The organism is Virgibacillus tibetensis (assembly GCF_036026595.1).
GTDB lineage: Bacteria > Bacillota > Bacilli > Bacillales > Amphibacillaceae > Virgibacillus_P > Virgibacillus_P tibetensis.
Window position 1 is genome coordinate 26,542 of sequence record NZ_JARZFX010000010.1, and the last position, 14,154, is coordinate 40,695.

9 protein-coding genes, 1 tRNA gene and 1 other annotated feature are annotated in these 14,154 nt (G+C 39.1%); of the genes, 1 reads left to right on the forward strand and 9 read right to left on the reverse strand.

What is annotated here, in order from left to right; all coding sequences use genetic code 11:
* Positions 1-244 precede the first annotated feature (244 nt).
* From QGM71_RS16150 to guaB, 6 genes are all read right to left on the reverse strand, one after another.
* Positions 245-337: transfer RNA gene (locus QGM71_RS16150), tRNA-Ser, on the reverse strand.
* 520 nt (positions 338-857) lie between these two features.
* Positions 858-2,132 carry a serine--tRNA ligase gene (serS, locus tag QGM71_RS16155; protein WP_327608601.1) on the reverse strand — a complete coding sequence of 425 codons (1,275 nt, stop codon included), beginning with the start codon at positions 2,130-2,132 and terminating at the stop codon, positions 858-860.
* An 88-nt stretch (positions 2,133-2,220) separates the two neighbouring features.
* Positions 2,221-2,480 (reverse strand) — a binding site (T-box leader).
* 57 nt (positions 2,481-2,537) lie between these two features.
* Positions 2,538-3,128, reverse strand: coding sequence for a pyridoxal 5'-phosphate synthase glutaminase subunit PdxT (pdxT, locus tag QGM71_RS16160; protein WP_327608602.1), 591 nt, complete (start codon positions 3,126-3,128; stop codon positions 2,538-2,540).
* A 15-nt stretch (positions 3,129-3,143) separates the two neighbouring features.
* Positions 3,144-4,028, reverse strand: coding sequence for a pyridoxal 5'-phosphate synthase lyase subunit PdxS (gene pdxS / locus QGM71_RS16165; RefSeq protein WP_327608603.1), 885 nt, complete (start codon positions 4,026-4,028; stop codon positions 3,144-3,146).
* Positions 4,029-4,059: 31 nt separating this feature from the next.
* Positions 4,060-5,394 (reverse strand): serine hydrolase, encoded by a 1,335-nt coding sequence (locus tag QGM71_RS16170; RefSeq protein WP_327608604.1) that lies wholly within the window; start codon positions 5,392-5,394, stop codon positions 4,060-4,062.
* Between the two features lie 200 nt (positions 5,395-5,594).
* Positions 5,595-7,064, reverse strand: coding sequence for an IMP dehydrogenase (gene guaB / locus QGM71_RS16175; RefSeq protein WP_327608605.1), 1,470 nt, complete (start codon positions 7,062-7,064; stop codon positions 5,595-5,597).
* 166 nt (positions 7,065-7,230) lie between these two features.
* Between guaB and QGM71_RS16180 the strand changes: the two genes are divergently transcribed.
* Positions 7,231-8,172: a YaaC family protein gene (locus QGM71_RS16180; RefSeq protein WP_327608606.1), complete on the forward strand. Its 942-nt coding sequence runs from the start codon at positions 7,231-7,233 to the stop codon at positions 8,170-8,172.
* A gap of 17 nt (positions 8,173-8,189) precedes the next feature.
* On the opposite strand, the gene QGM71_RS16185 is transcribed toward QGM71_RS16180, so the two are convergent.
* From QGM71_RS16185 to gyrB, 3 genes are all read right to left on the reverse strand, one after another.
* Entirely contained in the window at positions 8,190-9,290 is a 1,101-nt protein-coding gene (locus QGM71_RS16185) for an HD-GYP domain-containing protein (protein WP_327608607.1), read from the reverse strand.
* Positions 9,291-9,536: 246 nt separating this feature from the next.
* Positions 9,537-12,047: a DNA gyrase subunit A gene (gene gyrA / locus QGM71_RS16190; protein WP_327608608.1), complete on the reverse strand. Its 2,511-nt coding sequence runs from the start codon at positions 12,045-12,047 to the stop codon at positions 9,537-9,539.
* Between the two features lie 150 nt (positions 12,048-12,197).
* On the reverse strand, positions 12,198-14,123 hold the full coding sequence (gyrB, locus tag QGM71_RS16195) for a DNA topoisomerase (ATP-hydrolyzing) subunit B (protein WP_327608609.1): 1,926 nt from the start codon (positions 14,121-14,123) through the stop codon (positions 12,198-12,200).
* Positions 14,124-14,154 lie beyond the last annotated feature (31 nt).

The following is a 14,154-nucleotide window of genomic DNA, read 5'->3' on the forward strand; positions in this document are numbered from 1 at the left end:
ATTGTCAACCATCCAAGATTAAAATTGTAAATAACTAAAAATAGCTAAAATAAACATAGGATCTACTATAAGTTAAGATAGAAGATACGAGTCAATTACAACAATTAGAGCAATGAAAACTTCCATATTTGCTTCACTGATTTATTAAAGATGAAGGGTAATTAACTGTAGTATATAGTAAAAAAACCGCTACATTAGTAACGGTTTTTAATATCTCCAAAATTATGCGCTGTTTTAAAATAAATGGAGGAGGTAGAGGGATTCGAACCCCCGCGCGGTTTGACCCGCCTGTCGGTTTTCAAGACCGATCCCTTCAGCCGAACTTGGGTATACCTCCGTGACGACAAGATATAATATATCATGCATCATTTTTAGTGTCAATTATTTTTGCTGCTTTTTCCGACATTTTTTTTGGTAAATTAACCCTAAAACCAGTATTGGAAAAGTACAGTGAGAGTATCCGCTTATCGTTAACTTTTTGTTCTTTATCATCGCCTATGATATAAAAGACGACGTAACTGCTATGTTGATTTCCAATTCGCACAGTCGCTTTCCACAGGCGTCGACTGTCCTACGTTCCAATCAACTGCCATAATAGTGAAAGTTCCTGTCTTGATCAATAAAGTAATTACTATCGTCCCATTATTGGACATCATATCAGCGGAGGAAATATACGTAGACTCCTGCGGGAGGAAAGGCATAGGTGAGACTCCACGTGCGATAGCACAAGGAGGCTCACCAGCCGCCCGCGGAAAGGGAAGTGTATTTCCGTAGCGGAGTTACGTCAATATCAAGTTAAGTCGCACTTTATAGATTTTGAGTAATAAACAACTATTTTGGTTGGAAAGTTGAGTTAATTAGTTAATAACTTCTTTGCCACCCATATATGAACGCAGCACTTCAGGTACAATCACCGTGCCATCCTCCTGCTGATAGTTCTCTAAAATAGCAGCTACCGTTCGGCCGATTGCCAAACCAGAACCATTTAACGTATGAACAAATTCCGGTTTTCCTTTTGCATCACGTCGAAAACGTATGCCAGCACGCCTTGCTTGGAAGTCTTCAAAATTTGAGCAAGAAGAGATTTCACGATACGTATTCTGGCTTGGAATCCACACCTCGATATCATATTTCTTAGCTGCTGTAAAGCCTAAATCACCTGTGCACATACTCATCACACGATAAGGGAGATTTAACAGCTGTAGTACCTTCTCAGCATTTCCTGTCAGTGTTTCTAATGTTTCATACGAATCCTCTGGCTTAGCAAAATGAACTAGCTCTACTTTATTAAATTGATGCTGACGGATTAATCCACGTGTGTCCCGACCGGCAGATCCTGCTTCAGAGCGGAAGCTGCCACTGAATGCTACATATTTTTTCGGTAAATCTTCTATGCTGAAAATTTCATCACGATGGTAATTTGTTACTGGAACTTCTGCAGTTGGAACCAGGAAATAATCCCACTCTTCCAGTTTAAATGCATCCTCCTCAAACTTAGGAAGCTGGCCAGTTCCTATCATGCTCGTACGGTTCACGATATATGGTGGAAGCATTTCTTCATAACCATGCTCATCCGCATGAAGATCCATCATAAAGTTTAAAAGCGCTCGTTCTAATCTGGCGCCGAGGCCCTTATAAAAGACAAAACGGCTTCCTGTAACCTTAGCAGCACGTTCAAAATCCAATATGTCCAAGCCTGTTGCTATATCCCAGTGGGGTTGAGTTTCAAAGCCAAATTCTTTTACCTCTCCCCATTTTCGCGCTTCAATATTATCTTCTTCATCTGCACCAACCGGCACACTTTCATGTGGAATATTTGGAATGGAGAGCATCATATGATCAAGTTTCTCTTCAATTCCTTTAAGGTCTTTATCAAGTGCGGAGATTTTATCTCCAACCTCACGCATTTCTTTAATAGCAGGATCTGCATCCTTTTTCTCCTTCTTTAAAACAGAGATCTGTTTAGATGCTTCATTACGCTTTGCTTTCAGTTTTTCCGTTTCAGCAATTAACTCACGGCGTTTTTCATCAAACTCTCCAAATTTTTCAAGTTCCGATAGATCTTCGCCACGTTTGGTTAACTTAGCCTTTACTTCATCAAAATTATTCCGTAAAAATTTCATGTCTAACATGTCAATTTCCTCCTAATTAATTTATTAGTTGAGCTGTCAGAAACAAGCTTGCTAAAATTTTTCAAACAAAAAACTCCCGTCCCTATCTAATAGGGACGAGAGTATTATTCCCGCGTTGCCACCCTTGTTGAAGAAATTACTCTTCCGGCTCACAGTTATTAACGGTACTTAACCGGGTTTATTTACTAATAGATGTTGTTCAACATTTTTATCCTATTTTTGAACACCAACTAATTGTTCCATAAACCAGTTCAAGGATGGATTCACAGCATTCAAACATCGATTCGCACCAACCATCGACTCTCTTAAGATAGAATTGCTATTACTAATTCCTATCAACACTATTAACGAAAAGCGAATTTTAAGGATTGCATTTAATTATATATCATCATAGCTAATTTCTGTTTAAGATGCAAGTGTTTGTAAAGATTCTTCCACCATTTGAACAAAATATGCAATAAACCGATTATCATCTGTCAGTTCCGGATGAAAAGCAGTACAAACATATTGGCCTTGCCTTACCGCAACAATGCGATCCTGGTAAGTAGCCAGAACTTCTACACTTTTGCCAACTTCCAACACATACGGTGCACGAATAAACACTGCATTAAAATCCTCTGAAACATGTGCAATTTTAAGGGATGCTTCAAAACTAGCTACTTGTCTGCCAAATGCGTTGCGAGCCACCTTCATATCCATCAATCCCAGATGTGCATCGTCCTGCCCATCAATAGCATTTGCCATTAAAATTAACCCAGCACAAGTACCAAAGACAGGTTTCCCCTGTTTACCGAAATCCTGAATTGCTGTGAAAAAGCCATAGCTATCAATCAGGCGGCGCATTGTTGTACTTTCGCCACCTGGAAGAATTAACCCATCTATTTCATCAAGCTGTTCCTTACGTTTAACTTCAACAGCACTAGCTCCACATGCCTCTATAGATCTAATATGTTCTCGTACAGCACCTTGTAGTGCCAGAACACCAATCGTTGTCATATGAATTCCTTCTTTCTACTCGCTGCGGTCCTGCATACGGTCATGTGCTGCAATTGTACTCATTTCAATACCCTTCATTGCAGTTCCAAGACCTTTTGAAAGCTCAGCAATTAACTTATAATCTTTATAGTGTGTAGTTGCTTCAACAATTGCCTTTGCGAATTTAGCTGGGTTATCTGATTTAAAGATACCAGAGCCGACAAAAACTCCATCAGCGCCTAATTCCATCATTAATGCCGCATCAGATGGTGTAGCGACCCCGCCTGCAGCAAAGTTAACAACTGGTAAGCGACCTTCTTCGCGAATTTGCAATAAGAGTTCGAAAGGTGCACCGATTTCTTTTGCAAATGTCATAACTTCATCTCTGGACATTGCTGAAAGTTTACGAATTTCCGAATTAACTTGGCGTAGATGACGAACTGCTTCTACAATATTACCAGTACCTGGCTCGCCTTTTGTACGCAGCATAGATGCACCTTCACCAATACGGCGTGCAGCTTCTCCCAAATTACGGCAACCACAGACAAATGGTACAGTATAATCAGATTTATTTAAATGAAAGATATCATCTGCAGGAGTCAAGACTTCACTCTCATCAATATAATCAACGCCCATCGCTTCTAATACGCGAGCTTCAACGATATGACCAATACGGCCCTTTGCCATAACCGGAATAGATACTGCATTCAACACATCTTCTGTTATTGTCGGGTCGGCCATACGAGCAACGCCACCCGCTGCTCTGATATCAGAAGGAACGCGTTCTAGCGCCATAACAGCAACTGCCCCTGCTTCTTCAGCGATTTTTGCCTGCTCAGCGTTTACTACATCCATAATGACGCCGCCTTTTTGCATTTCTGCCATACCTCGTTTTACGCGATCTGTACCTGTGTTTGTCATCTTGTTTCCCCCTAAGTTTTTTAGTTATAAATTAATTAAATAATCCTTTTATCCAATCTACCGCTGAAGAAAATATATCAACGAAGAAGTCTCCTATTGCCCCTAAAGTGAGCATAAACCAGTTTGACTTTTCTACTGATTCATCAGCAACCAAGTCAATGAAACTGCTGTTATCAGAGAAGATATATCCATAATCAATGTCACCTTCAAATACAAGTTCCGCTGTTCCAATCACTTCGCCTTTTTCAATCGGAGCTGATAACTTGCCATCAGCATTTAATTTATCTTGATCGATTGTATAGTTAAGACCGTAAAGATCTGCTTCATCAGGTTTAATCGGAATAGTAACTGCCTCATTGATAGACACACTTACTGAGTCCTCTTTTCCTTTAGCAACAGGAATTTCTGATTGATCTTCTACTTGATAACCAACCGGGAATACTTCCTGTGATTCGAATTTAGAAAACCCATAATCAAAAAGCTTTGCGGTTTGGCGGAATCGTTCTATTTCACTATCTGTTTTCATAACTACAGATATTAAACGTTGTCCATCTCGTTCTGCTGTTCCAGTAAAACTATATCCAGCTAAATCAGTATAGCCTGTTTTTAATCCATCAACCCCCTCATAGAAAAATTGTTTTAAGAAAGTTGTTTCATGTGGCAGCATATGGTTCCAATTACGGATCTCTTTTCCTTCAAATTCTGTTGAAGGGACGCTGGATATCTTTAATGACTCAGGATAATCCTGAATTAAATAATAAGCAAGCATTGCTGATGACCTGGCTGATAACAGGTTGGTAGCATTTGGATCTGTTCCTTCAGGGTAATTTTCACCCAGTGATTCATTATCGAGTCCAGTAGTATTAACAAATTCAAATTCAGGAAGACCCATTTCTTCTCCCTTTGCATTCATCATTTTAACAAATTCACCTTCTGAACCAGCAATGAGTTCAGCTAGTGCTATGGATGTCGCATTATCTGAGTTAATTGCCATAGCTTCATATAGTTCTTCTACATTATATTCTTTATTCTGTCTTAAACCAACACCAGAAAAATTATTATTTGCTGAAATACTGTATGGATAGTCACTGATCTCCGTTGTTGTTTCCCAGCTTATTTGTCCATTTTCGATTGCTTCCCATACAAGGTATTCTGTCATCATTTTAGTCATACTAGCTGGAGGCAATGCTTCATCTGTATTTTTAGCGTACAGTATTTTCCCTGTAGCAGCATCAATCAATATAGCTGATTCAGCCTCTACATCAAACGTTTCTGCATGAGCAGACATTGGCTGTGTAATCACTGCCGAAATTGTTAGTAACCCTATAAGTAAAAATGAAAAACTTTGTTTTATAGTTTGTTTCAACTTTCTTACCTCCAAGTTGTAGTTTACGCTTATCGTTGCTGCATTCACATGAAGTGAAACTTTATATGGGGGTACTGCCCATTTACCTTCATTAAAATTAAAATGGAGCACCTTAGCTATTTTACCACATAAAAATACAAAAAAATAGACAGGGAATAGTCCCTATCTATAAAATTTACACAGGTAATAAATACTAGTTGCTATACAGAGTAATTGGGCGCCTCTTTCGTAATCTGCACATCATGTGGGTGACTCTCACGCAAACCAGCATTTGTAATGCGGATAAACTGACCGTCACGGCGTAATTCTTCAATCGAGCCTGTCCCACAATAGCCCATTCCGGCTCGCAAACCACCAATTAACTGGTGAACGGTGTCTGCAAGTTGCCCTTTATAGGCAACCCTACCTTCAATGCCTTCAGGTACAAGCTTCTTGGCTTCAGATGATTCTTGGAAATAACGATCCTTCGATCCCGCTTTCATAGCACCAACTGATCCCATTCCCCGGTATACCTTATACTGTCTTCCCTGGAAAATTTCCGTTTCCCCCGGACTTTCACTAACACCTGCAAACATACTTCCTAACATCACAGCATGTGCACCTGCTGCCAGAGCTTTTACAATATCACCCGAATACTTGATGCCTCCATCTGCGATAATTGGAACACCATACGGTTGAGCAGCTACTGCACAATCATGAACTGCTGTTATCTGTGGAACTCCTATACCTGCTACCACGCGTGTGGTACATATTGATCCAGGACCGATTCCAACTTTCACAATCGATGCACCTGCTTCAATTAAATCTTTCGTTGCTTCAGCAGTTGCTACATTACCAGCAATAATATCTAAATTTGGATAGGATTGACGGACTTTCTTGACTTGATCAATTACACCCTGTGAATGTCCGTGTGCAGTATCAATTACAATTACGTCTACACCAGCATCAACGAGTTTTTCGATACGCTTTAAAGCGTCAGCCGTAACCCCTACAGCAGCACCTACAAGTAATCTGCCCTGTGTGTCTTTCGCTGCATTTGGAAATTCAATGACTTTTTCAATATCCTTAATGGTAATCAGACCTTTTAGGATTCCGCTCTCATCTACTAATGGCAGCTTTTCAATCTTAAATTGCTGCAAAAGTTTCTCAGCCTCTTCTAATGTCGTTCCTACTGGAGCTGTGACAAGGTTTTCACTCGTCATTACTTCCGAGATCAGAATGGAATAGTCCTGAATAAAACGTAAATCGCGGTTCGTCAATATACCTACCAATTTCTTTTCTTCAATTGAGTTAACTATCGGAACACCAGATATACGGAATTTACCCATAAGATGCTCAGCATCATAAACTTGATGTTCTGGCGTAAGGAAAAACGGATTTGTTATAACTCCACTTTCTGAACGCTTCACTCGGTCAACTTGTTCTGCTTGATCTTCAATTGACATATTTTTATGAACAACACCAAACCCACCTTGACGGGCCATTGCAATAGCCATGGAGGCTTCTGTTACTGTGTCCATTCCGGCACTGATAAAAGGTGCCTTCAGTTTTAGATTAGATGTTAAATCTGTACTTACCTGAACATCCTTCGGCAATACTTCTGATTTAGCAGGCATCAACAGCACATCATCAAACGTTAAACCTTCTTTAGAAAACTTATCTTCTCTCATCTTCATCCTCCTTTTATAGTTAACTATGTATGCATTTATTGTTCCTACGCAGACTAGGTAGATACTTCTATTTTTACTTACAATACGCCAACATATGAGCTTTTTCAACTACCTAAAAAAAATAAATAGATTCAAAATATTACAACAGTGACGAGGTTGATTTTTTATGAAGGAAATAAACGATTTTTATACATTTTTAAAATCACAGCAGACAGCACAATCTTACTTACAACAATGTTATGAAAATATAGAAGTTGTAGATGCAGAAGCAAAAAGTTATAAAAATTGCAGCGCATTTATATATTATCTAGACCATGGCAACAGGTTCTACGAAAACGGTAAAAGACTGGATATGTTTGCTCAGCCTGTTTTGTATTTTTATGGGATGGTCCATTTATTAAAAGCATGCCTGCTTACAAAACGTCCAGACTACCCAGAATCCACAAGCCTTCTTTCTCATGGTGTTACAGCCAGAAAAAGAAAAAGAAAAAATTATACCTTTATGGATGATGAGGTAAAAGTACAGCAAAACGGTTTGTTTCCATACTTTTCCACTCATCTATTTGCTAAAAATAAACTTCCTTTTGAGAAAGTAAAAATGGTGGATCTTTTTGCCTTAATTCCTGAAATGAACACTTTATTCGACTTTCAGAAGAAAGGGAAGCTAATTCAAGTCGGTGTAATTCATTCAAAGCTTCTCCAGTTTCCAAGCTATTTATTAGACAGCCATCATTTAACTGCAAATGCTTTTATCCAGCGAATTAAAGTATATTTGCCTGAAATTAAGTATACTGATATAGACAATTCAGCAATCTCTATGGAGTTAATGAGCCCGCTTACCAGAGTAGACGGACCATTCTTTAAGCATAAAAATGGGAAAATCTTTTTTCCAATCCATAGAGAAAATTTCCTGCCACTATCCGAAGTAATGGTTCATTACTTGTTACTTTACAACCTGAGTATGCTTTGTCGATATGACGCAGAATGGTGGGGCGATTTATTGGTGACAAAGCCAGATATTGACTTTCCATTTATTGCACAGTTCATTGAGCAGTCAGCAGAAAAAATACCTTTATTGCTAGGGGAAGAAATATTTAATTCTGTATAGAACGAAAGGTACTAGCTTCACTGGCTTCCCATGATTTCATCAATAAACAGATTTAGGTTATCCTGTAAGGAGATAATCTCTCCCTTATCTCCCATACGAACCATAGGTCGAGTCGGCTTTCTGGCATCAATAAACACAATTTCTGCCAACTGTCCGTTTGAAAGTCTCACCTTTGTGCCGATTGAAAAATTAGCCAAACTATCAATAAATGCCTTAACTACCTGTGGATCAAGCTTTGAAAACTGTTCTTTTTGTATTTCTTCAATCACTTTAAATGGAGACTGTTTTTCCTTGTAGATTCGCTCAGTAGTCATCGCATGATACATATCACAAACTGCAATTATACGTGCATAAATATGGATTTTTTCTTTAGTTAACCCAAGTGGATAGCCACTCCCGTCCATACGTTCATGATGCTGCAGAACAGCTAACTTTACTGTTTGGGTAATTGTTGGAATAGATTCGACTAAGCGATATGAATACGTCGGGTGATTTTTCACCTCATCTATTTCCTGATACGTTAATGAACTGCTTTTCGTAACTATTGCTGGAGGTATTTTTGCCATACCACTATCACTTAAAAATCCTGCCAATCCGATTTGAAGCCATTCTCCTTTAGAAAAACCCATTTTCTTTCCTAAATAGGCTGAAAGGAGACCCACAGCTACTCCATGGTAATAGAAATAATCCTTTTTGTTTGCATAATGATGAAGCGTGTATACTGCATTACTGATATCATCCATTCGTTCAAATAAGGGTATGATAACCCTTCTAATATAAGGCATGTCAATAGGAAAACCATTTTCCCATTTATTAAATAACACTTTATAAGTAGATACCGCTTGATGGTAATGATCTTTAAACAGTAGATTGGATTCATTATTTTCTTGTGAAAGCTCTTGCTCCGTTTCTTCCTCATGTACTTCTTTTGGTATAAATTCCTCTCCGTCTACTAGCTTGGAAGAAACATCTACCGAATGAATTAAGAATTTTTGTAAGAACAGAATATGCTCTTCATTTAAAATTGTTTTTTGTGGTATGAGTGCTTTATTTGATTTGCCTTTGACCTCATTTAATAACACACAGCCCGGAACAAGTTGTGATGGTTCCACACGCATGTAATCCCCTCCCAGTAAGCCTAGTATTTATTATATAAATGCGTGTTCAAAAAGGTGCCGAATTAGAAGCGAGAAGATCGAGGCGGCGTAGCTTTGAGCAACGGAACGTATGCTATTAATACGTGAGTAGCGGAAAAGTAAGCCAACGAAGAGATTCGACGCTTATCATTTGGTGACTTTTTGAACAACCTCTATAAGTAAGGTGACTCCAAAACACATGAGTCACCTTACAACTAACTATTTACTTTACTCTTCCGATGGATCTTCTGTTTGATTGTCTTCCTCATTCACTACTTCTTCAGCAGTCTCTTCCATTTCTTCTTCTTCATCACGATCGATTCTTGCGACAGTTGCCACTTCTTCATCCTCCTGCAGACGAATTAAGCGCACTCCCATCGTATTACGACCAGTTTCTGAAATATCCACTACAGGGATACGGATCAATACACCAGCGACTGTAATTAACATCAGGTCTTCATCACCAGTAACAGCTTTAACAGCTACTACGCTACCTGTTTTATCTGTTAAATTACATGTGAAAATACCCTTACCTCCACGTTTAGTAATTCGATATTCCTTTTCAGGTGTTTGTTTTCCATACCCTTTATCGGTCACATGTAATATCTTGGAATCCTCCTGGAGTATTTCCATCGATACTACGTGATCGTCCTTGCGTAAGGAGATTCCCTTCACCCCGGCTGCAGTACGGCCCATAGATCGAATTTGATCTTCTGGGAAACGGATGAGATAACCATTTCTTGTTGCAATCATCATGTCTTGATTTCCGTCAGTCAGCCGAACGGAAATCAGTTCGTCTTCCTCTCGTAAACCAACTGCGATCAACCCGCCTTTACGGATGTTTGCAAATTGTGCCAAGGTGGTTCGTTTCGATATTCCATGCCTTGTTGTAAAGAATAAGTAACTATCCTCACTGAATTCAGTAACCGAAATAACTGCGTTTACCCATTCCCCTTTTTCAATTTGCAGGAGGTTAATGATTGGAATACCCTTTGCGGTACGGCTAAACTCCGGAATTTCATATCCTTTAGCCCTGTATACTTTTCCTTTATTTGTAAAGAAAAGAATCGTGTCATGGGTGGATGTGGATACTAAATGTTCAACAAAATCATCTTCATTTGTACCCATTCCCTGGATACCCCGTCCTCCACGCTTTTGTGTGCGGTATGTTGATGATGGAAGACGTTTAATATACCCTTGATGTGTTAGTGTAATAACAATATTTTCTTCAGGTATTAGATCTTCATCTTCAAAGAAATCTGCACCACCAACGACCAGTTCTGTACGACGTTGGTCACCGTATCGCTCTTTTATTTCTGTAAGCTCTTCACGGATAATTTCCAGTACTTTTTCATCATCCGCTAAAATAGCTTTTAATTCATTAATAAGTTTTAAAAGTTCGTTATATTCGTTTTCGATCTTTTCACGTTCCAAGCCAGTAAGACGCTGCAAACGCATGTCCAAAATAGCTTGAGATTGTTTTTCAGTGAGGCTAAAGCGTTCGATTAGGCCATCACGTGCAATATCAGCTGTCTTCGAGTTACGAATAAGTGCAATTACTTCGTCCAGGTGATCTAATGCAATACGTAACCCTTCTAAAATATGGGCACGTGCTTCCGCTTTACGTAATTCAAACTCTGTACGACGTTTGATAATCACTTTCTGGTGATCTAAGTAATGTTCCAAGCATTGTTTTATAGTAAGCACTTTAGGCTGTCCATCTACTAATGCCAGCATATTGACCCCAAAGGTAGTTTGCAGTGCTGTGTACTTATACAAATTATTTAAAACTACATTAGCATTAACATCACGGCGAAGTTCCATAACAATACGCATACCGTTACGGTCAGACTCATCTCGTAAGTCTGTAATACCATCAACTCGCTTATCACGAACCAGCTCAGCAATTTTCTCAATCAGTCTTGCTTTATTAACCTGATATGGAAGTTCAGTCACTAGGATTGTAGCCTTACCGTTTGCTTTTTCTTCAATATTAACCTCAGCACGAACTGTAATAGAACCTTTTCCTGTTTCGTATGCTTTGCGAATACCACTTCGGCCGAGAATTAAACCGGCAGTTGGAAAGTCCGGTCCATGAATATGATTTTCCATCAGTTCATCAATTGTAATCTCAGGATCCCTGCTAACAGCCAGAACAGCATCAATTGTTTCACCAAGATTATGTGGTGGTATGTTGGTTGCCATGCCTACTGCGATACCTGATGCTCCATTGACAAGTAAGTTGGGAAAACGAGCAGGGAAAACAACTGGTTCCCGTTCACTACCATCATAGTTATCTGCATAATCTATTGTATCTTTATTGATATCACGTAATAATTCCATCGAAATCTTAGACATTCTTGCTTCTGTATAACGCATAGCAGCAGCAGAATCGCCATCTACAGACCCAAAGTTTCCGTGTCCGTCTACCAGCATATTACGGTAGCTGAAGTCCTGTGCCATCCGAACCATAGCTTCATATACCGCTGAATCACCATGTGGGTGGTACTTACCGATAACTTCTCCGACAATACGTGCAGATTTCTTATACGCTTTGTCAGAGTGCATACCAAGATCATTCATTGCGTATAATATTCTACGATGAACAGGCTTAAGGCCATCACGTACATCCGGAAGGGCACGAGCCACAATAACACTCATTGCATAATCTAAGAAAGATGTACGCATTTCCTGGCTGATATTTATCTCTTTAACATTAGAACGTTGTTGATCCGCCATTGAATTACTACCTCCATTCACTATTACAGGAAGTGCTTACAGGTGTTTTTTGATTTCGAATCGTACCCTGTTAAGTCAGCCTATCCACTATAGTGGTTACAATTATCTATATCGTTTTTTACTCGGTTAAATATGTCTTAACTAGTTATTCTATATATCTAAATTCTTAACATATTGTGCATTATCTTCTATAAAGTTTCTTCGTGGTTCAACCTTATCGCCCATTAACATATCAAAAACCTGGTCAGCGTCTATCGCATCACGCAGTTCAACCTGAAGCAGTGTACGGGATTCGGGATCCATTGTAGTTTCCCAAAGCTGAGTAGCATTCATCTCACCAAGACCTTTATAACGTTGTAATCCGGGCTTTGGTAATTTAGGCAGTTCACTAATTATCCGTTCCATTTCTTTTTCGTCATAAGCATAATGTGCAGCTTTTCCTTGTTGCACTTTATATAGTGGTGGCTGTGCAATATAAATGAAGCCATTTTCAATCAGTGGTCGCATATAACGATAAAAGAATGTTAATAGTAAAGTACGGATATGGGCGCCATCCACATCGGCATCTGTCATGATAACTACTTTATGATATCGTGCTTTAGAAATATCAAATTCTTCTGCAACACCAGCACCAAGTGCAGTAATCATCGCCCGTACTTCATTATTGGATAAAATTTTATCCAAGCGTGCTTTTTCCACGTTTAAAATCTTACCACGTAGTGGAAGAATAGCCTGGAAGTGGCGGTCACGCCCTTGTTTTGCAGACCCTCCAGCTGAGTCACCCTCTACAATATAAAGCTCACTTATTCGTGCATCTTTAGACGAACAATCAGCCAGCTTCCCAGGTAGATTGGATATTTCCAACGCACTTTTCCTTCGGGTCAGCTCACGTGCCTTTTTCGCAGCTGCTCTTGCGCGAGAAGCCATTAATCCCTTTTCGACAACTATTTTAGCTACCGTAGGATTCTCGAATAAAAATTTAGAAAACAGCTCACTGAATACCGAATCAGTAACGGTACGAACCTCACTATTACCAAGCTTTGTTTTTGTTTGTCCTTCAAATTGTGGATCAGGATGTTTAATTGACACGATAGCAGTTAGGCCTTCGCGTACATCATCTCCACTCAAGTTCGGGTCATTTTCTTTAAATAGATTGTTCTTCCTTGCATAATCATTTATTACACGTGTTAATCCGGTTTTAAATCCAAACTCATGCGTACCACCCTCATACGTGTTTATGTTGTTCGCATAAGAGTAAAGATTACTTGCAAAACCATCATTATATTGAATAGCAACTTCAACACTTATCCCCTGTTCTGATCCTTCAGCATAAAATGGCTCATGCAATACCTCTTTATTACGGTTGATATATTCTACGTAGGAGCGTATGCCGCCTTCATAATAATAATTAACAGGCTCTTCATCTGTACGTTTATCTTCAATTGTTATTGTTATTTCTTTATTTAAAAATGCCAATTCACGTAAACGCTGAGCTAATATTTCAAAATTAAACTCAATGGTTTCACTAAAAATATCCGGATCTGGAGAGAAATGCGTCACTGTTCCAGTTATATCTGTATCTCCAACAATTTCTATTTCACCTTGTGGCACACCTTTTTTAAATTGTAAGTAATGAACTTTATTATCACGGTGAACATGAACTTCAAGACTGGTAGACAAAGCATTTACAACGGAAGCACCTACACCATGCAGTCCTCCTGAAACTTTATAACCACCACCGCCGAATTTACCCCCGGCATGGAGAACAGTCATGATCACTTCAAGCGCTGGTCTTCCTGTTTTCTTCTGAATATCAACTGGAATTCCACGCCCATTGTCTTTTACTGTTATACTATTGTCTTTTTCAATTATTACTTGAATATGATCACAATAACCGGCTAAAGCCTCATCAATACTATTATCAACAATTTCCCATACAAGGTGGTGTAAACCCTTTTCACTTGTAGTACCAATATACATACTAGGTCTTTTGCGAACCGCTTCCAGCCCTTCAAGTACCTGAATCTGATCTGCGCCATATGCTTGTTCTTTTGTAACCTTATTATCTGTCGACATGTTTTCACACCCATTTCTTTTTCTTAAACAC